Genomic DNA, 16,535 nt, shown 5'->3' on the forward strand with positions numbered 1-16,535 from the left:
GGGGCGTGTGTGACCGACCCGAACGAGAGAGACATGTAATACGTGTTCCTCATCATGCAGAGGGAGGTTCGCTCCGTCAAGCCCTTCGACTTTTTGGGTTCCTGCGAGCCGCTCGCTGCGATGTACCTACAGATTGGCTTCAGCAGCGAAGACGATCGACTCCGCACATGTACGACCTGCGCACGACTTCGGTACGGTGAAGTCGTACCAAGTCGTCCCACTCGGGGGAGAGTTCGGCATGGCCAACGAGAAACTTCGCGGCGCGATCCTTGAGAGTGGCCTGACGCTCGATCAAGTAGCCCAGCGACTCGGGGTGTCGGCGAAAACGGTAGAGCGCTGGATCAACGAACCGAACCGCAAGCCCTACCGGCGCTTCCAGTACGCCACGGCCTCGCTCCTTCAGTGCGAGGTCTCTTACCTCTGGCCCGAAGAACGCACGTCATCAGAGATCACCGAGGCCGGAAACGCTGAGCTGATCAAGCTGTATCCGCACCGGTCCGTCGTCCCCAACCGTATTTGGCCCCAGCTCTACGCGCAGGCCAAGGAGTCGTTCGACGTGCTCGTGTACTCGGGTTTCTGGCTCACGGAGGACGCGTCGTTCCACCGAGTCGTGAAGGAGAAGTCAGCTGCCGGCACCCGTATCCGCTTCATGCTCGGAGACCCGGACAGCCCCGCAGTGGCGGTGCGCGGCGAGGATGAGGGGATCGGGCCAGCCATGGCCAGCAAGGTTCGGAACGCCCTCATCAACTACAGCTCGCTCTTCGGACTTCCCGGAGTGGAGTTCCGGCTCCACAGCACCACGCTCTACAACTCGCTCTACCGGGCCGACAACGAGATGCTCGCCAACGGCCACCTGTACGGGGTCGGCGCGTACATGGCTCCTGTCCTGCACCTTCAGCGTGTGCCCGGGGGTGAGCTGTTCGACGCATACGCTGAAAGCATCGAACGAGTCTGGGAAGCGGCCAGGCCCATCTCCTCTCCCGCCGACTGCGGAGGTCTGCACGCATGAGCCGTATCGACTACTTCCGGGATCCCGACGCGCCCAAGGCGAACTCGGTGGTCCCCTCCGTCACGGCGGTCGTCCGCGACGGCACGGGGCGACTTCTGCTCATCCACAAGACCGACAACAACCTGTGGGCACTCCCCGGAGGGGGGCATGACATCGGCGAACGCATCGGCGACACCGTCGTTCGGGAGGTGCTTGAGGAGACGGGAATCACGGTCGAGATTGACAGCGTCTCTGGCCTTTACACCGACCCTCAGCACGTCCTCGCGTACGACGACGGAGAGGTCCGTCAGCAGTTCTCTATCTGCTTCCGAGCGCACCCCACGGGCGGCACCCTGCGTACAAGCAGCGAGTCCAAAGAGGTCCGCTGGGTCGACCCGGCGGACCTCGATGACCTGGACATCCATCTGTCTATGCGGCTGCGCATCACACACGGCCTGGACGACGCGCGCCAAGAGCCTTACATCGGCTGATCTGCGGTCTGCGCCTGGGCGAGGCGCGCCTCCACACGTCGCGCAGCTGCGTGGATCTCCGGCGCCGCGCGTTGGATGAAGCGGCCGACGATCGTATCCGGCCCATACCGCTGCAAGATTTCGTTGAGGCGGTCGGCCGGCGCGGTGTGCGTGCCGTCCGGGGTCGTCGTCATGTCGCAGAAGAGCAAGGCGTCCACAAGGTCGGGACGCTCAAGCTCGAACTCGCTCTCCAGCTCGTGCCGGAGCCCTCGCTCCTCCGCCTCCAGCAGGGCACAGGAGTGGTGCGCCACGAGACGGACGACCCTTTCGTCTGCCCCTTCCTGACCACGGAGGAAGCGGGCCCCGTCGAGCGGATGGAATCCGGTGAGGGCGATCTCCGGCGAGTACCCGATGTCATGCAGCACGGCGGCTGCTTCGAGAAGCTCCGCGTCGTCGCCAAGCATCGGAGCCAGAGAGCGGGCCCGCTTCGCGACACCAAGGGAATGCGCCCACCTTCGAGGCAGCGGCTCGGACAGCAGCGATTCAGAGAGCGAGTACGCCCACTCAGTCAGTCCCATGGTGGCCAAGGTTACGGCCCTACGGTAGGACTCGGGAGAGCGCGCACTGTGCGCCCCTTGCCGTGAACGGTGGCGAGCAGGCCCGTCCCTTCCATGTGTGCGAGCCCTCGGCGGACAGCCGTACGCGATACGCCGAATCGCTCGCAGAGCCTCGCCTCCGACGGATACGCGTCCCCGACGGCCAGCGAGTCTTCTTCGATCACCGCCACCATCCGTTCAACGAGCGAGCGGCGGTCACCGCCCTGGAACACGCGCCAGCCGATGCCCGGCGCAGATTCCAGCACGCCTTCAGCTTCCAGCGTCTTGAGTGCTCGACGGATCGTGTTCCGCGCTACCCCGTGCTCACGCATGAGGTCCGCCTCGGACGGCAAACCGCTCCTGTGGCGGCCGCCCTCAATCTCCTGCCGCAGCGCCTCCGCGATGACCAGGTAAGTTCCGCGCGGACTGGCCTCTGTCACTTGGGCTCCCCTCGGCTCACTCTCTCGCTCCCAGCCAAGCCTCCCACGACCGCCCGACATCCCGTCATGACCGCTCAGGAGACCGGGCCCGGGTGCCCGCTGCGTGCATGGGGTCAGGAAACATCCTCTGTGGCTGGGGCGGTCGACTCCACTGCTTTAAGGCAGCCGCTTTGGGCGAGCCTCTAAGATCCTGGCCTAAGGTCGCGCTTTAACGGTCAGGTCCACACTGCCCGACTCGCCGGAATCCTAAGGGACCATGATCACTCGCCCCAAAGTGGCTCCCCCGACCCAAGCGTTATCCCTCAACGCCTGACGCGCACACCCTTCCGACGCTAGGCTAATCCTGCCGGAATGAGTGAAGGGTGGTAGAGATGAGTGCACGTTTCTTCGGAGTGGGTTGCATGGTTCCCAGCGTTATCGACGCCGATGACCCTGCTAGCTGGACCAAGCAGACGAAGGATGCCTTTGATGCGATACCGTCGGTGCAAAATTTCAGGATACTTGACGTTTCTGATCTCAACTTCTGTTGGACCGGAGATGGGTATGATGATCCCGAGAAAAAGGAGGTGCATATACCTGAATCTGGCGTAATTGCTTTCGAAGTTAAGATTCCAATGCGATTGCAGGCCATGAAACTCCTGGAGTCGGATGAGGTAGAGACTTTCCGGGTGACGACTCTGTTCGACTACGTGCATCCCGTTACCTTCATCGAATGTGTCGATGCCCCAGGGGATGTCGCTAATCCATCCATGGCGCTAGTGGTAGTTCGGGAATTCCTTCGCGATGAACTCAAGAAACGCAATTCCCCGGCCGACTTGCTCACTCTGGGGCCTAGTCCATTTCATGCTGATTTCTTCCTCAGGGTGGGAGACGAGGGTCGGCCTGCGGGTGAAGGTTTTAGGGTGGAGGTCGAAAAGACCCTTTCCTACGATCAGGTTACTTATTTCTCTGACTCTCTAGATTCCCTGTGGGCGCTATACTCCTCAATTCAGGAGCAGTTTTCCTATTTCTATCGATTTACGATGCTGAGGAATGTGCGACTTGGTGCGGCAGAGAATCTGTCGAGGAAGTCGCAAGATTTGGTGAAAACATTCAAGCTTCGCGGATTTCGTGCCTACATTTCTCGGAATCTGACGATGCGTCACAGTTTGCAATCCGTGCAGTTGGATGCAGTGTCCGCGCGGCTCGAAATTATTCACCACAAGCGTGACAACGTGGATGACCTTGAGAGGCTTTATCCAGGCGATGACGAGACTTACCTAAAAGGCCATCTAGAGAAGACGATGGGCGAGGATTATATCGAAGAGATCGAAAGCTCGGAGAAGATCCTGACGGTGCTGGAAGGGCGCCACAGTCAGGAATTGCAGCGATTTACGACGGTAACATTTTCTCTCGTGGGTGTCATCGTCGGCGCTTTCTTGACCGCTGCCTTCAGGAGCTGGTGGGGGTAGCCCTGCACCGCAAAGAGGCATGCTGATGCGCCTCCGGGGGTTTTCGCTCAATCTTTATGCGAGGCGTGGCGACTTGTGGGAATAAGGCGTGCAGACCGCTGAATTTCTTGGCCGATGATCAGTCATGATTGCAGAAGCTGGCTTGGCGAAATTTCGCGTCCGCGCGCGGACGGAGTGAGGCTCGGGCGGCATCACGAGTGTGGGCCGTCTGTGGGCATGGGCGGAGGTGGGCGGTACGCCCTCCCAAGGCAACATCCGCTTCGAAGCTGCTTCGGGACGAAGCGGTCTCAGTCTCGGTCTCGATGTGTGCCACGTCCGCAGGAGTCCGTCCTCGTCTGCTTAGGGCTGGGCGTCTACCTGGCCAGGCGGTTCGTCATTCTGGCGGATGCTGACGGACGCCCGTGGAACAAGATCGGACAACTCGTAATGCGTAGGTCTCGGGTTCGAATCCCGAAGGCGGCTCAGAAGAACCCCAGGTCACATCAACCGTGACCTGGGGTTTTCTGTTGCTCGGGGCATGGCGGGTCACACGGCCGGGTGCTGTGACGTTGCCTGCGTGAGCGGTGCGTGAGCGGTGCTGCTCGGGACCTACTTTGTGGGCTTGCGGCGGGTGGCCTTTTCGGCCTCGGCCTTCCGCTGGAGGTTCATGAGCTGGGTCTACGTCAGTCCGGCGGGCGTGGCTGTGGACATCTTCATCCCCGAAGCCAGCGAATCGGTAGACGCAGTCCTGACCGACTGGGCAGGCACGGAAGACGGGGGCAGCCAGGAGCAACCTTTCTGCTGGGGCGATTCAGAATCGCACGCAGCCTCCGGAACCGACGTTCCCCCGACGAAGCAGCAGTCCCCAGCGGCTCCAACGAAGCAGCAGCCCCCGGCGGGAGCGGTGGTCAAGGATGTCGTAAGCGAGGAGATCACGGGACTCGAAACACTTGCATTCTTGGCCCGTGAACTCAGGCAGCCTCCGCAGGAAACCGCAGAGGAAGTGATGAGCAGGCTCTACCGAACCGCCCCCGAACCTGAGCAGGAGGCCACTCTCGCAGGAATTTCAGTAAAGGGCCGATGGGCACGAGCTGATGCCTTGGGGCCCGCGGAGTACGAGGTCATGATGGGAGTGCTTGAGGAGAGGCCGCCCCGGCAGGTGGCGATCCGAGAGAGTGGCACGGTCGGAAGGACGGTTCGACGTGTGTCTCGACGGACGACTTCTTGCTGTCGTACGGCCCGTTGCGGCACCGAAGCCGGGGTGGCGCGAGTTGGAGCGAGCGCTGTTCGATCTCAGCTAGCCTCGAAGTTCCGCAGGCTTGTATCAGCCCTCAGGAGTTCAGGGCCACGTCCAGGTATTTCTGTACCGGCTCGAACAGCCCGTACGGGACGTACTCCGGGATGTCGCCATGGGATACCCAGGCAAGCCCGGCCAGCTCCTCGGTATCGGCGACGTGAGCTGTGCCGCCCAGGATCTGGCAGGCGGTGTAGGACATGAGGCGGCCCGTCTTGGGGTGAACGCGCTCGCCGAGCAGCTTGACCGCCTCCACGGTCAGCCCTGTCTCTTCCCGGGTCTCCCGTACGGCGGCGGCCTCACGTTCCTCGCCGGGCTCGACCTCCCCGGCGGGGAACTGCCAGGAGAGCTGCCCCTCGCTCCCCCGGCGGCGGACCATGAGCACACGGCCCTCGTGAACGACGATGGCGGCGGCGATGCCCGGCCGCTCGTCCGTGGTCTGCTGCGTCACGACTGCTCCTCCAAGAGGCCCAGGATGGGTGGGAAGACCGTATCGGTGGATGTGAAACGGTCGCTGCGTTGTCAGACCGTTCGTCTCGGGGCTTCCGCCGAAGGCGCGCACGCCAAGGACCCGCCCCGGCCACGGGCTCTCGCTGCGGGGGACAGCGGGCGCCAGCGTGACCGGGGCGGGGGCTCAACTACGGCGGAAGAGCCTGCTCTCGCCCCGATGCTTGCCCGTTCTCCTGCCGGAGGTCGACTGCCCCACCTCGGCGGATTCGCTCGGCCGGGTGGAGCCGGCCGGGCGGCTCTCGTTGAAGAAGGATTGCCAGACCCGTTCCTGCAGCTCGCTGATGCAGGCGCCGCACGCGTACATCGGGGCTTGGGCCCCGGCGACTCTGGCGGGGCCGATCCACAGCACGTGCGTCCACCGCTGTCAGCAGTAGAGCCAGCAGAGTCCGTCGACCCACTCGTTGCCGTCGTCGGTGGCCGCCGGTGAGGGCAGTCCTCCTCGGGCGAACTCGGCGATCGCGGGGATCACCCTGTGCTGTAGGGCGACTTCCGCCAGCATCCCTCGTCCTCCCTCCGTGATCAACGGTCCTGAGTCGCAGGAGAAGAGTCCTTCTGCTTCTCGGTTTCGGAGAACAGGAGCGTGGGCTCGGCGAGGATGTCGCGGCTGGACTCGCTCGTGTAGATCTCGTCGACGCTGCCGAACCGGGCCTCGGAGTAGTCGAGGTCCAGCAGGGCGGCGGCTTGGCGCACCGATGCCTCGTCGGGTCCTTCGTTCTCCAGGAAGGTGGGGAGATCGGGCCAGGTGTCGAAGTCGAAGGCGACCTCGCCCAGACGCCATTCCTCGCGGAAGTTCTCCTGGTACCGGACCTCGGTGAGGCCGACCCGGCGCAGGATGTCGGCCATGGCGTGCAGGTCGGTGACCTCGGTCTCGATCTCCTTGGTGCCGTCGATCGTCGTGGCGTCGGTGACCTGCTTGAGCGTGAGCGTCGAGCGGGTGCCCTCGTCCCGCAGCCGAATCCAGGCCCCGCCGTCGAGAGAGTCGTTCTCGAAGATCTTGCGGGTGAGGAGCGTGCGGGGGAACGCCTGGACGGCACCGAGGGCGCTCAGCTTGTTCTGGAGGGCGGCGACGTCCACGGCCAGGAACTTCGCCTCGTACTCGTGCTTCATGGGGCCTTCTCTCAGAAGTGGTCGGTGAGGGTGGACGTCCGGGCCGCGAGCAGCAGGCCCATGCGGTGGGTGTGGTCGTGCAGTTGGCCGACGTGGGGCCGCTCGGTGAACTCGGTGGTACGCAGGGTGAGCAGGACCTCCCAGTCGCCGATGAAGTGGGGGTGAAGGCGTTCCGGGGAGGTGTAGTGCTCGATCATGTGGTGGCGTCTTTCGACGGGCATCATGAACTCCGCGCCGAACACGCCGCCCGGGCGGACCAGGCGCTGCATGCGGTCGACGAACTCGCCGAGCGGGCGGTGGTGGTTGGCACTGTAGTGCCACGAGCAGCTCGTCCAGACCGCGTCGCACTGCAGGCCCAGGGGCTCGCCGTCCAGGAAGTCGTCCTCAACGACCTCGACGCGTTCGTGGAGTTCTTCGAGCTTCAGTCGATCGATCAGGCCCAACGCGTGGGCCTGGCTGTCACCCGGGAGGTGGACGCCGCCCCCGTGGAGGGCGACCGCGTCACGTTCGACGGCGACGACGCGGTAGCCGGCGGCGGCGAGGGGCAGGACGAACTTGCCGTCGCTCGCGCCGACCACCGCGACGGTGGCGTCAGGGGCGACACGTTCCCGCAGCGTGGCGAGGAACTGCGGAAAGAACGTGAGGGTGTGCTCCCACAGGCTCTGAGTCTGCATGGGGGTGCGCTCCTTGCGTCTCGGTATCCATGATCACTCGGAGGACCTCGTCGGGGCTGCGTCCGGTGGTGTCGACGCGATGCATCGGGAACGAGGCGTAGGCGTCCGTCACTCGGTCCGCAACGGTCTCGATCAGTGAGTCCCACCGCGACACCGGCTTGTTCCGCCCAGCGAGTCGACGTTGTCTCTCGTCGTCGTCGCAGACGAGGTGGTAGGTAGCGGGTGTCGGCAGCCAGCTCGGCAGGGTGATACCGAGTTGTGCCCCCAGGGCCCGGTGGTTGGTGAGGCACCGGGCGAAGTAGCTCTCGACGACGACAGGGACGCCGGCGTCGAGGTGGTGCTGGATCTCCTCGGCCGCGGTGAACAGGCCCGAGAGGTAGAAGCACATCCGTGCCTCTACATTCGTCCGTTCGTCCAGCGCCTGTCTGAGCGGCTGGTAGGGCAGCGGGACGGTAGCGACGAGGACGGCCTGTCGGGCGGCGGCGAGCATGGGCGCCAGGGTGGATTTGCCGGTGCCGCGTAATCCCTCCAGGCTCTCGAAGCGCGGGTGATCAGGCACGGCCGTACACCACGTCCGGTACCGCGAGGGTGAGCTCGTCGACGGACGAGGGCTGGTGGACGATGTGTCCTGCCGCCTTCTCGTACCAGAAGGCGTGCGCGTCCTTGCCCACGGCCTTGCAGGACATGGTCAGCGCACCGCGCGGGTCGACCTCGATGCGGTCGATTTCGCGAGGACCATCGGAGGGGGCGCACACCTGCGGAGCACCGTCCTCGGAGAGGTCCTCGTCGACGATCACCTCCAAAGGCAGATCGGCTTACGCCAGCTCGGCCCGGAGCCGGCCGTAGGCGGAAGGGGAGGTGACCAGCAGCTCGGGATGGTCGGCGGCGTTGCCGACCGGCCGCAGGTGGTGGAGTTTGAGCTGCCGGACCCCGAGTTCCGCCAAGGCGTGTCCGAGGGGCAGGACTTCGGCGATGTTCCGCGAGGTGACGGTCATGGTCGCGCCGGTCGGAACGCCGAGATCCCGAGCCAGACCGAGCGTGCTCAGGGCGCTCTGGTAGCTGCCCTGCTTTCGGATGCCGTCGTTGGTCGACCCGACGCCCTCCAGAGAAACCCTGAGCAGGTCCAGGGAGGAGCGATCTCGGTCAGACGGCGCTCGATCCGGTACCCGTTGGTGCAGATCTCGACCCGCAGGCCCAATTCCTCCTTGGCATGGCGGACGACCTGCGCGAGGTCCCGGTGGACGAAGGGCTCTCCGCCGAGCAGGGTCACGGCCTCGGTGCCGTACTCGTCCCGCATCAGGGTGAGGAGATCGGCAGCTTCGTCGACGGTGAAGGCGTCGGCGTATTGAAGCCGCTTGCCGTGGAAGCAGTGCAGGCACGTGAAGTTGCAGCGGTAGAGCAGCTGCAGGTACAGCATGCGGATCTTCTTGATCCCGGTGACTTCCTCGATCACGTCGGCTCCTTCGGCTGGTTGCCTGGTGGGAGCCTGATAGTGGCCTTCTGCTCGGGGACCTCGACACCGCGTTCGGGGACGGTCCCAAGGACGTCCTGGGACGTTTTCAGTGACCTGCGAAGGACTCCAGGATGCCGAGGACACGCTTCGTGTCCGACAGGTCGGGCAGGACTTCGACGGCTCCGGCGCCGGTCAGTTCCTCCTGGGGGTGGATGCCGGAGGCGACGGCGAGGATGCCGGAGCCTGTGGTCCGAGCCGCCTCCACGTCACGAGGGGTGTCCCCCACGAGGACGGTGGGGATGTCAGCCGCAACACCATGAAGCCGCTGTGCGCGCTCGCGGGCGACAGCGACCAGGTGGGGGCGGAGTTCGGCGTCCGCTCCGTAGGCGCCGACCGGTAGATCAAGCAGGGAGTCGAGGCCGAACGCGGCAAGCTTCACACGGGCGTTGGCGGCGATGTTGCCGGTGAGTACGGAGGAGATCCAACCGGTCTGAGCCGAGGCGGCTTTCAGGGCGTCGTGCACACCGGGCAGGGCGGTCCCACGCCTGCGCAGCTCCTCCAGGCGCGCCTCCCCTGCCTGGGCGAGCGCCGTCTCGACGAAGGGCCAGTCGGGCACGGGTAGCCCTTCGCGGACGAACATGTCGCGCATGATCAGTCGGTCCGTACGCCCCTCAGTGCGCGCGGGCTCCGTGGGCTCCCGACCTGAGAGGGCACGAAAGGCAGCGGCGTAGATCTCCTTGCTGACCCCCGCGTTCTCGATGAGGGTGTGGTCGATGTCCCACAGGACGAAGAGCTCCATGCCGCCAGAGTAGGCAGTCCGCGAGGTTCCACTACAGCGGACTGCGTCCCGAAACGTCCTTGCGCGATCACGCGCCGTGCCGATTCGATGGCTGCTGTGAACAACCGACTGCGCACCGTGCTCGGCCAACGCGGCGTCTCGCCCGATGCACTCGCCGAGATCTGCGAGGTGGATCCCAAGACGGTCAGCCGATGGCTGGGCGGACGGATTCCCCATGCACGGCACCGCTTCCGCGTCGCGCGACACCTGCGCGTCGAAGAGACCTTTCTCTGGCCCGAGCCGTCCAAGCGTCCCGGTCGGCCGAAGGACGGGTTAGGCACCGAGCTGGTCGGCACCTACCAGAACCGAGCCAGCGTGCCCCGGGACGTATGGCTCGCACTACTGCGAGAAGCGCGGCACGAGATCGGCGTCCTCGTCTTCTCCGGCACCTTCAGCGCCGCCGTGCGCCTTGCTGTCCGCTGACCCTCACCACGGAAACCGACGGCCCGAGAGGACCCACTGCCTGATGTCCATATGGCCTTCGATCGTTGCCGTACTCGGTACCCTCGCTGGTGCCCTGACCGCCGGACTCCTCCAGCACCGTTCGGCACGCACTGCACGCGCTGAGGAGCGCACCGAAAGCCACCGCCAGGACCAGCTCGGCGCCGTCACCGACTTCGCGGCCGCCTTGGACGCGCACCGCTCGGCGATGTTCCATCGGGAACGTCTGGCCCTGACCGAGGCAGGCACCGAGCACCAGCTGGAGGCCCAGCCGAGGTCCCACGACACCCGGGCGGCTATCACCGCGCCCCACATCCGCCTTCAGGTCCTGGTGCCCGCGCTGGCCGGCCCCGCCCAGCAGGCTGCAGATGCCACATACGCGCTTCGCAAGGTCATCGACCGGACCGAGCTGGACGCCCGGCGGCATGCGGCCAAGGAAGCATCCGTCGCCTTCATCGCCGCAGCCGCCACGCTGCTGACCCCCAACCATCGCTGATCGAGGGCGACCCAACGCCCAAGTCCTGGCCGTCCGGCCGTGCCCGTCTCATAAGCCCTGCAACTCGTGCGCTCCCGTGGCGGGCGGCACTCCATGTTCTCGCCGACATTGTGGACGCCGGTGATGGGGAAGCGTTCCTGGAAGCCGCAGACAACCGTTCTTGGAGACGACCTACGCAGCCAGCCGTGCAAGCCGCGTATCTGAGTAGCCGTACTCTGACGGACTGCTGGTCGTCTGCCAGAGCATGGCGAACATGGCATTCCTTGTGGACCTGGGCTTGGCCGTGCTGCTGTCAGCGCTCGGAGCGCTGGGGTTGGTCGGCTTCTGGTTCGTGGAAGGCCTCAAGCAGTGGGCCGCCAAAGGGCAGTCGGTGTCTGATCCGACGGGCCGGCAGGTGCTGGTGCTGAGCACGGGCTCGGCATGTACGGCAGCGATCGCCTACGGCTTGTCCTGGACTGATCTGCCTCGAGCCTGCACGGCTCAGGCGGTCATGGCCGCCCTGCTGGCGTTGCTGCTGCTCCTGGTCGCAGGCAGCGCGTGCGGCAAGCGAATCCGGCGAGAAAGACTGCGGCGGCGTCTTCGGCGGGAGCGGCTGCGCTGGCACGAGTCCCAGCACGAAGGCAGCACGTCTGCGTCGGCCCGCCGACGCAAGCGGCGGCAGTGATCTCATCCTGCGAATCTGGCCCGTCGGCACTCCGATTTGCGCACCGAGCGTCCGCTCTCCCAGTGGTGCGGTTAAGGGGGTTTGTCAGGCGCAGCGGGATCGTGGCTGAGCGGGGCGCAGCGAGGCACGACGGGGCGAGAGCCTGACGGCCCGGGGGCGCAGCGGGCCTGACGGCCCGTTTCATCACGGGTGGGGTGGGGGCGGGGGTCGACGGGGTGCCGCGTGCAGGGGTGATCCGCTGCGCTCCCCGGACCGAGCGCTCCGCGCTCTCACGCTCGAGGATGCCGGGGCCGCCGGTCCGCTCCGCTCCCCGGGCCGCGCGCTCCGGGCTCTCGACCCCGTCACCCTCCCCGCCGGGTCCGCTCCGCTCCCCACGGCGGAACCGCCCGGCCAGGCGGCCGGCGCTCCGCGCCACCCCGAGTGCGCCCGGATCGCCGGCACCAGCCGCACCCGCTTCAACTCGGCCCGCAGCGCTCATGTTGTCGCCCTGGCCGTGCCCGTTCTCCTGGCGGTGACAGTGGTACGAAGCAGGGGTTCCGCCGCTTCTGCGATGCCCTCGCTGCCGGCTACGGAGCCTTGCTCGCGGGGGGAGGTGTGATGGACGGTTCGATGGTCGACCGGACGTAGATACGGGTGGTGCCGGGTGTGAACTCGTGGGCGAAGATGTCGACGCAGCGCTGGAGGTATTTGCCCTCCGGGGACGTCAGGTCGTCCGGGCACAGGCTGGCCTTTCGCAGGCCCTGGGTAACCGTCTCGGGTTCGGGTAGTCCGAGGTGACCGAAGGCGGCGGCGGGCCGGTAGCCCTTCTTCTCGGGGTGCAAGTTCCCGATCATCTCGGTGCCGCTCCGGATGAGTCGGCCCGTATACCGCTCCGCGTCCTCGCTCGGCAGGACGAAGGCCAGCAGACCGGTGTCGTAACGCTGGCCGCTCTTGTAGCCCGACCGCCGGTCCGAGGCCCCCTCCGGAATACGGATACCGAGCTGGTCGCTCATCCAGGCGGGCGTGGCTCCTTCTTCCCAGCAACACGTCATTTCCTGGTCCGTCAGGTCCGACGACACGTCGTCGGCGACCCAGGACACCACACCGATCGCGGTGGCGACGCAGGCGAGCAGCACCGCAACGACGACGACTACGACCGGCACACGACGGCGCCGCACAGGCTGCGCGCTGGCAGCGGTTCGGGGGAAGGTGTCCATCAGTGATCCTCTATCGCGCTTCCTGCTGCTCACGACCCGGATCCGTCCGGTCGCCCTCGCGGCCCGGCTGGTCCGGCTGCGGCAGAGAACCCTCGTTCGGGGCGGGGCCGCCCAGATCGTAGTGTTTGACGGAGCTGCTGCCCGCCATGTCGAACTCCTGGGCGATGCCCGTGGTGTGGAGGCGGGCCATCTGACCGTCCGGAATGCTCATGTCGCTGCCCCACGGGAGAGGAACGGTCACGCCTTTGCTCTCGTCCCAGTTGTAGCGGTCCCAGGCGTTGGCCTGGTAGTCGAGACCGACCTTGGGCTGCCCGTTCTCGTCCGGTACGACGGTGACCACCCCGGTCACGTTCGACCGCGTGGACCCGACTGCGTAGAACCAGTTGTTGTCGACATCCGGCGTGAAACTGAAGTCCCGGTTTCCGGTCTCCACCGGCATCGAAACGGGTTGTCCGCCATTACGCCGGAACTCCGCGAGAGCCTCGTCGCGCCAAGCCGCCTGATTCTCCCTGATGCCGTCCTCGATGTGCGCGTTGAAGCTGGGCACGTCCGACATCATCTTATCGACGGGCAGATCCATGTCCGTCCCGCTGTTCCCGAGGTAATGCGCCATGTGCCGCGCGGCGTCGTTGTCGCCCTTCCAGTCGGCGGCCTCGGCGACCAGGTTCATCTTCTCCCGGGTCCTGCGCTCCTCGGCTCCCGGATCTTCGACACCGTGAGGGCCGGAGCCCCGGTCGGGAGCCGCCTTCTTGATCGTCGGAGCGAGCAGCCCCGCCGCGAGAAGGTCGCCCTTGTGCCCGGTCCACAACTCCGCACGAGCCTGGGGGCTCAACGACGTCCACAGCCGCCGCAGCTCGGCCCGCTGCGCCGTGTTCGCATCATCCCCGAGGGAGGCGAGCTTGGTGGCGCGGGGGAGCTGGTCCTCGTCGAGCGAGGTGTACGTCGCATGCCCCGCATTGTGCGGATCACCGCCGTGGCTTCGCTTCAGCGCCCGGGTCACGGCGGCGTCGATCTCCGCCGCGTGCGCCACCAGACCCGTGAGGGTATCGGCGTACCACTGCATCAGGTCCTTGGTCCGCTGGGACGTGCCCTCCACACCGCAGAAGGCCTCCATGACCTTCACGGTCCCGTTGGGACCGTCCGACACCAACAGCCCCGGATCAGGGCCCGCCGACCGGTCAGGATCACCCTTACGTGCTTCCGCGGAAAGCTCGCGAGCACGCTTCTGCACGTGCTTCAGCTCGGCATGACCGTCGCGGAGGACTGACGCGATGCTCTGCGCCTCCAGCTGGAGATCCGCTACCTCCTTGACCGACTTGCGGACGAACTCCTTGGTGACGGTCGCATTCAGCCCAGCCCAGTCGGCTCCATCGGACAACTGGAGGAGACCGCTGCAGACCTCGGTTCTCAACCTTTTCAGACCGGCTGCCGTCGAGGTCCAGTCATCGGCAGCCGAGCTCAGCTTGCCCAGGTCGGCTTCGATTAGATCCGTGTACGAGAACGCCCCCATGCTGTCCTGCTCCCCCTGATCACTTCACGTACTTCTGCAACTCCGACACCGGCACGGCGGAGCCGTCCCGCCGTCTGAGCGTCGCGGCGATCTCCACCTCGTCGTTGGCGTGCGACTTCTTCGAGTAGTCCAGGTGGTTGGAGATGTGCGCGAACATCTGCAGAACTGTCTTCACCTGCGAAGTCCAGACTTCGAGCGTGGTGTACAACTCGCCACCCGCGCTGAAGTTGTGGCCCTGCAACTCCGCCGCGGCCCGGGCAGTCCCCGCGCCGGCCTTGTCGGCACCGGCACCCGCCACGTCAGCACGCTTCCGCAGCTCGCCGTGGACCCGGAAGGCCTCGTTACCGACCGCGCCCAGCTCGTCCCGGTGCACCACCAGGTCGCGATCAGCACCGGACGCCGGAACACCGGGCCGGGCCCCAGCCGTGTTGAGGCTCATCTGCGCCGACTGCCTGTCTCGCGCGTCGGACTTGAGTGCCGCCCACTCGTCGTCGAACGTCATGGGTCCCCCGCCCCTGATCGAAACCAACGGTTCACTCTAGCAACGGGGTTGGAGACACGCTCCGGGACCAGGGCCTCATGGCGTCCGGGCTCTTCGCGGCGGGGTGGCCGGTGCCGCTGCCGCGGGAGGTCATCGCCCGCACGGTCGGCGCGGTGATCTCCGGCCGCCGTCAAGGCCGCCGCCGCGATGCCGGCCCCCGACTCCGCAGCCGGCACCCCCGCCTCACCCCACCAAGCCCCGGACCGCACCGCACCAGGGGAGGAGCGCCGCTGGGAAGACGGTCCGACACCCACCCTGTCCGCCTGGGCCGACCTGGAACACCAGCAGGAACAGCTCCGGAACGGCATCGACCGGCACCCCGTCTGCAAGGCCGACGACGGCCGCTGCCCGACGATCGTTATCTAGGGTCAAAGGACCCTATGCGCAGGTCAGACCGGGTGCTTTGACGTCAGGCAAGTTAGGCAAGGGCGGCTTTGGAAATGGTTCGATCGAAGCGTTTCCGGGATGGACTGCCCCCTGCCGGCCGGACACTGCCTTGGGCTTCATCTTCGGCGCTGCCGCACCGTGTCGCGTCGGGTCGGGTCGGTCAGATGGCGTAGGCCCCGGTCGCGGGGTGGCCGTGTTCCCGGGCGTACGGGGTCAGGGCCGTGAAGCCGGCGCCCCGCACCGGCGTTGTGGGCTCCAGGTCGTACGGATCGTCGTCAACGAGGAGTGGCTGACCACGAAGGTGGGCGACCGGGTGTCCGTCTGGCTGGGCGACGGCCGCAAGGCCGACCTGCGTATCGCGGCGGTGCTCTCCACCGGCACCGGCGGCAACGGCGTCTACCTCACCGGGCGCAACGCCGCCGGCGCCCCCGTCGACCGGGTCGACCTCGTGCTGCCGCGGGACGGCGCGGACACCGCGGCCGCCGCGCTGGGAGCCGCCGCGAAGGCGACCGGCGTCCAGCTCCTGACGGGCGACCGGTGGGTCGAGGTCCACCACCAGCGCTCCAGCGGGAACACCCGGCTCGGGATGTGGATGATCCTCGGCATCGCGCTGCTCTACACGGGAATCGCGCTCGCCAACACGCTGATGATGGCGACCTCGGACCGGGTCCGCGAGCTGGCGTCCCTGCGTCTGGCGGGTGCCACGAAGGGGCAGGTGCTGCGGCTCGTCGCGGTGGAGGCCCTGGTGGTGGTGGCGGTCGGCGCGGTGCTCGGGGCGGTGATCGCCGGGGTGAACCTGCTCGGCGTGTGGAGCGCCCTCGGCCTGCTCGGCGCGGGGTCCGGCGTCGTCGTGCCCCGGGGCACGGTCGCCGCGGTGATCGGCGCGAGTGCCCTGCTCGCCACGGTGGCCTCCGTGCTGCCCGCGTCGTTCGCGCTGCGCGTCAGGCCGGTCGAGCCGGCGGGCACGCGTGCGTGACGGCGCGCCCCGTCGGCAGGGCTGGGGTGAGGGCCCGACCGGGGTGTCCCGGCCGGACCCTCACCGCGTTCTGCGGGAACTTCCCGGAGCGAGGCGTCCGGGGGTGGTGGCGGGGGTCAGTGGTCGGAGTAGCTGAAGTCGCCCATGCTCCAGGCGCTGACGTCCTCGATCGCCACCCGGTACATCCCGCCCGTCTCCGGGATCCCCATCGTGCCCTGGAGGATCTGCGCCACGTGGAAGTGCAGATGGGTGGGCGGTCCTTCCCCGGTGTTCGCGGCGGTGAACACGGTGGAGAAGTCGGTCAGGTGGGCCGAGTCCGCCAGGACCTCCGAGACCCGCTGCCTCCACACGGCTTCGGGGGCCAGCCGGCCGGTGATGACGGCGCCTCCGGCGACCACGCTCAGAGGCATCTGGTTGCTGTGCCCCGACTCCACCAGGGCGGCAACGTCGACAAGCAGTGCGTCAGGCTTCGACATGGGGCCGATTATATTCGCCGGTCTTCGGCTGCCCCGGTGCAGTGCCGG

19 protein-coding genes and 2 pseudogenes are annotated in these 16,535 nt (G+C 66.6%); 8 read left to right on the top strand and 13 right to left on the bottom strand.

The annotated features are described in order from the left end of the window. The first annotated feature begins 238 nt into the window (after positions 1-238). Together QFZ71_RS16355 and QFZ71_RS16360 are read left to right on the top strand one after the other, a co-directional pair. A complete protein-coding gene (locus tag QFZ71_RS16355; RefSeq protein ID WP_307668951.1) occupies positions 239-1,009 on the top strand; it encodes a helix-turn-helix domain-containing protein in 771 nt (256 codons plus the stop codon). Further along, a complete protein-coding gene (locus QFZ71_RS16360; RefSeq protein WP_307668952.1) occupies positions 1,006-1,479 on the top strand; it encodes an NUDIX domain-containing protein in 474 nt (157 codons plus the stop codon). The genes QFZ71_RS16355 and QFZ71_RS16360 overlap by 4 nt, the downstream gene beginning before the upstream one ends. Here the strand turns inward: QFZ71_RS16360 and QFZ71_RS16365 are convergent. Continuing rightward, positions 1,467-2,036, bottom strand: a complete 570-nt coding sequence (locus QFZ71_RS16365) for an HD domain-containing protein (RefSeq protein ID WP_307668953.1) — start codon at positions 2,034-2,036, stop codon at positions 1,467-1,469. The genes QFZ71_RS16360 and QFZ71_RS16365 overlap by 13 nt on opposite strands. An 11-nt stretch (positions 2,037-2,047) precedes the next feature. Further along, positions 2,048-2,494, bottom strand: coding sequence for a GntR family transcriptional regulator (locus QFZ71_RS16370; protein WP_307668954.1), 447 nt, complete (start codon positions 2,492-2,494; stop codon positions 2,048-2,050). 371 nt (positions 2,495-2,865) lie between these two features. On the opposite strand from QFZ71_RS16370, the gene QFZ71_RS16375 reads away from it, so the two are divergent. Further along, positions 2,866-3,945, top strand: coding sequence for a hypothetical protein (locus QFZ71_RS16375; RefSeq protein WP_307668955.1), 1,080 nt, complete (start codon positions 2,866-2,868; stop codon positions 3,943-3,945). 1,310 nt (positions 3,946-5,255) lie between these two features. On the opposite strand, the gene QFZ71_RS16380 is transcribed toward QFZ71_RS16375, so the two are convergent. The 7 genes and pseudogenes from QFZ71_RS16380 to QFZ71_RS16410 all read right to left on the bottom strand — a co-directional run bounded on the left by QFZ71_RS16380 (position 5,256) and on the right by QFZ71_RS16410 (position 9,761). After that, on the bottom strand, positions 5,256-5,669 hold the full coding sequence (locus QFZ71_RS16380; RefSeq protein WP_307668956.1) for an NUDIX hydrolase: 414 nt from the start codon (positions 5,667-5,669) through the stop codon (positions 5,256-5,258). Positions 5,670-6,092: 423 nt separating this feature from the next. Further along, the gene (locus tag QFZ71_RS16385) at positions 6,093-6,227 is read right to left on the bottom strand and encodes a hypothetical protein (protein WP_307668957.1); all 135 of its coding nucleotides are present in this window, start codon (positions 6,225-6,227) and stop codon (positions 6,093-6,095) included. A 20-nt stretch (positions 6,228-6,247) separates the two neighbouring features. Further along, positions 6,248-6,835 carry a class IV adenylate cyclase gene (locus QFZ71_RS16390; protein ID WP_307668958.1) on the bottom strand — a complete coding sequence of 196 codons (588 nt, stop codon included), beginning with the start codon at positions 6,833-6,835 and terminating at the stop codon, positions 6,248-6,250. A gap of 11 nt (positions 6,836-6,846) precedes the next feature. Beyond that, complete coding sequence (locus QFZ71_RS16395) at positions 6,847-7,509, bottom strand: bifunctional 2-polyprenyl-6-hydroxyphenol methylase/3-demethylubiquinol 3-O-methyltransferase UbiG (RefSeq protein ID WP_307668959.1); 663 nt, start codon at positions 7,507-7,509, stop codon at positions 6,847-6,849. Next, positions 7,427-7,999 carry a hypothetical protein gene (locus QFZ71_RS16400; protein WP_307668960.1) on the bottom strand — a complete coding sequence of 191 codons (573 nt, stop codon included), beginning with the start codon at positions 7,997-7,999 and terminating at the stop codon, positions 7,427-7,429. The genes QFZ71_RS16395 and QFZ71_RS16400 overlap by 83 nt, the downstream gene beginning before the upstream one ends. Before the next feature lie 61 nt (positions 8,000-8,060). Continuing rightward, positions 8,061-8,962, bottom strand: a pseudogene (locus tag QFZ71_RS16405) (radical SAM protein). Between the two features lie 106 nt (positions 8,963-9,068). Continuing rightward, complete coding sequence (locus QFZ71_RS16410; protein ID WP_307668961.1) at positions 9,069-9,761, bottom strand: HAD family hydrolase; 693 nt, start codon at positions 9,759-9,761, stop codon at positions 9,069-9,071. Between the two features lie 96 nt (positions 9,762-9,857). On the opposite strand from QFZ71_RS16410, the gene QFZ71_RS16415 reads away from it, so the two are divergent. The 3 genes from QFZ71_RS16415 to QFZ71_RS16425 all read left to right on the top strand — a co-directional run bounded on the left by QFZ71_RS16415 (position 9,858) and on the right by QFZ71_RS16425 (position 11,401). Continuing rightward, positions 9,858-10,223: a helix-turn-helix transcriptional regulator gene (locus QFZ71_RS16415; RefSeq protein ID WP_307668962.1), complete on the top strand. Its 366-nt coding sequence runs from the start codon at positions 9,858-9,860 to the stop codon at positions 10,221-10,223. Between the two features lie 43 nt (positions 10,224-10,266). Continuing rightward, a complete protein-coding gene (locus QFZ71_RS16420; RefSeq protein ID WP_307668963.1) occupies positions 10,267-10,737 on the top strand; it encodes a hypothetical protein in 471 nt (156 codons plus the stop codon). 253 nt (positions 10,738-10,990) lie between these two features. After that, the gene (locus QFZ71_RS16425; RefSeq protein ID WP_307668964.1) at positions 10,991-11,401 is read left to right on the top strand and encodes a hypothetical protein; all 411 of its coding nucleotides are present in this window, start codon (positions 10,991-10,993) and stop codon (positions 11,399-11,401) included. A gap of 566 nt (positions 11,402-11,967) precedes the next feature. On the opposite strand, the gene QFZ71_RS16430 is transcribed toward QFZ71_RS16425, so the two are convergent. The 3 genes from QFZ71_RS16430 to QFZ71_RS16440 are packed head-to-tail and all read right to left on the bottom strand — an operon-like array spanning position 11,968 to position 14,609. Then, on the bottom strand, positions 11,968-12,597 hold the full coding sequence (locus QFZ71_RS16430) for a hypothetical protein (RefSeq protein WP_307668965.1): 630 nt from the start codon (positions 12,595-12,597) through the stop codon (positions 11,968-11,970). A 10-nt stretch (positions 12,598-12,607) separates the two neighbouring features. After that, positions 12,608-14,107 carry a hypothetical protein gene (locus QFZ71_RS16435; protein ID WP_307668966.1) on the bottom strand — a complete coding sequence of 500 codons (1,500 nt, stop codon included), beginning with the start codon at positions 14,105-14,107 and terminating at the stop codon, positions 12,608-12,610. Between the two features lie 19 nt (positions 14,108-14,126). Continuing rightward, the gene (locus QFZ71_RS16440; RefSeq protein ID WP_307668967.1) at positions 14,127-14,609 is read right to left on the bottom strand and encodes a hypothetical protein; all 483 of its coding nucleotides are present in this window, start codon (positions 14,607-14,609) and stop codon (positions 14,127-14,129) included. Positions 14,610-14,795: 186 nt separating this feature from the next. On the opposite strand from QFZ71_RS16440, the gene QFZ71_RS16445 reads away from it, so the two are divergent. Next, positions 14,796-15,014 carry a hypothetical protein gene (locus QFZ71_RS16445; protein WP_307668968.1) on the top strand — a complete coding sequence of 73 codons (219 nt, stop codon included), beginning with the start codon at positions 14,796-14,798 and terminating at the stop codon, positions 15,012-15,014. Between the two features lie 289 nt (positions 15,015-15,303). After that, positions 15,304-16,011 (top strand): annotated as a pseudogene (locus QFZ71_RS16450) (FtsX-like permease family protein); the annotation flags it as partial. A gap of 116 nt (positions 16,012-16,127) precedes the next feature. On the opposite strand, the gene QFZ71_RS16455 reads toward QFZ71_RS16450, so the two are convergent. Beyond that, a complete protein-coding gene (locus QFZ71_RS16455) occupies positions 16,128-16,487 on the bottom strand; it encodes a hypothetical protein (RefSeq protein WP_307668969.1) in 360 nt (119 codons plus the stop codon). Positions 16,488-16,535: the final 48 nt, after the last annotated feature.

It is taken from the genome of Streptomyces sp. V2I9 (assembly GCF_030817475.1).
In the GTDB taxonomy this organism is placed as follows: Bacteria; Actinomycetota; Actinomycetes; order Streptomycetales; family Streptomycetaceae; genus Streptomyces.

What these genes read in the sequence shown, in the direction of transcription:
- QFZ71_RS16360 (WP_307668952.1), top strand. Translation starts at nt 1,006, where the DNA reads ATGAGCCGTATCGACTACTTCCGGGATCCCGACGCGCCCAAGGCGAAC.
- QFZ71_RS16435 (WP_307668966.1), bottom strand. Translation starts at nt 14,107, where the DNA reads ATGGGGGCGTTCTCGTACACGGATCTAATCGAAGCCGACCTGGGCAAG.
- QFZ71_RS16430 (WP_307668965.1), bottom strand. Translation starts at nt 12,597, where the DNA reads ATGGACACCTTCCCCCGAACCGCTGCCAGCGCGCAGCCTGTGCGGCGC.
- QFZ71_RS16400 (WP_307668960.1), bottom strand. Translation starts at nt 7,999, where the DNA reads ATGCTCGCCGCCGCCCGACAGGCCGTCCTCGTCGCTACCGTCCCGCTG.
- QFZ71_RS16375 (WP_307668955.1), top strand. Translation starts at nt 2,866, where the DNA reads ATGAGTGCACGTTTCTTCGGAGTGGGTTGCATGGTTCCCAGCGTTATC.
- QFZ71_RS16355 (WP_307668951.1), top strand. Translation starts at nt 239, where the DNA reads ATGGCCAACGAGAAACTTCGCGGCGCGATCCTTGAGAGTGGCCTGACG.
- QFZ71_RS16455 (WP_307668969.1), bottom strand. Translation starts at nt 16,487, where the DNA reads ATGTCGAAGCCTGACGCACTGCTTGTCGACGTTGCCGCCCTGGTGGAG.
- QFZ71_RS16385 (WP_307668957.1), bottom strand. Translation starts at nt 6,227, where the DNA reads ATGCTGGCGGAAGTCGCCCTACAGCACAGGGTGATCCCCGCGATCGCC.
- QFZ71_RS16395 (WP_307668959.1), bottom strand. Translation starts at nt 7,509, where the DNA reads ATGCAGACTCAGAGCCTGTGGGAGCACACCCTCACGTTCTTTCCGCAG.
- QFZ71_RS16365 (WP_307668953.1), bottom strand. Translation starts at nt 2,036, where the DNA reads ATGGGACTGACTGAGTGGGCGTACTCGCTCTCTGAATCGCTGCTGTCC.
- QFZ71_RS16410 (WP_307668961.1), bottom strand. Translation starts at nt 9,761, where the DNA reads ATGGAGCTCTTCGTCCTGTGGGACATCGACCACACCCTCATCGAGAAC.
- QFZ71_RS16390 (WP_307668958.1), bottom strand. Translation starts at nt 6,835, where the DNA reads ATGAAGCACGAGTACGAGGCGAAGTTCCTGGCCGTGGACGTCGCCGCC.
- QFZ71_RS16425 (WP_307668964.1), top strand. Translation starts at nt 10,991, where the DNA reads ATGGCATTCCTTGTGGACCTGGGCTTGGCCGTGCTGCTGTCAGCGCTC.
- QFZ71_RS16420 (WP_307668963.1), top strand. Translation starts at nt 10,267, where the DNA reads ATGTCCATATGGCCTTCGATCGTTGCCGTACTCGGTACCCTCGCTGGT.
- QFZ71_RS16440 (WP_307668967.1), bottom strand. Translation starts at nt 14,609, where the DNA reads ATGACGTTCGACGACGAGTGGGCGGCACTCAAGTCCGACGCGCGAGAC.
- QFZ71_RS16445 (WP_307668968.1), top strand. Translation starts at nt 14,796, where the DNA reads ATGCCGGCCCCCGACTCCGCAGCCGGCACCCCCGCCTCACCCCACCAA.